General features: G+C 66.9%; 1 pseudogene. It reads left to right on the forward strand.

What is annotated here, in order from left to right:
• Positions 1 to 284 (forward strand): annotated as a pseudogene (locus EN850_RS35870) (hypothetical protein); the annotation flags it as partial.

A 284-nucleotide genomic window follows, 5' to 3' on the forward strand; every position in this document is an offset into this window, starting at 1 on the left:
GTCGACGCCAAGGCCGTGGTGCTGGCGACCGGCGGCTGTGCGTTCCGCGAGCGCATCCTCGGTGGCACCGGGCTGACCGGGGACGGCTATCTGATGGCGGCGGAAGCGGGCGCCAGCCTTTCCGCCATGAAAAAAGTCGTCATCAGCCTGTTCGCAATCCTTATGGGCACCAGCCTCGCCATGGCCGAGGACGCGGGCTGCGAGGCTTTTAAATGGCCGGTGACGCGCGAACAGGCGCTGTTTGCAGAGGCACCCGCATACGCCTTGATGGCTGCCGCCCTGGC

It is taken from the genome of Mesorhizobium sp. M8A.F.Ca.ET.207.01.1.1 (assembly GCF_004794715.1).
Lineage (GTDB): Bacteria > Pseudomonadota > Alphaproteobacteria > Rhizobiales > Rhizobiaceae > Mesorhizobium.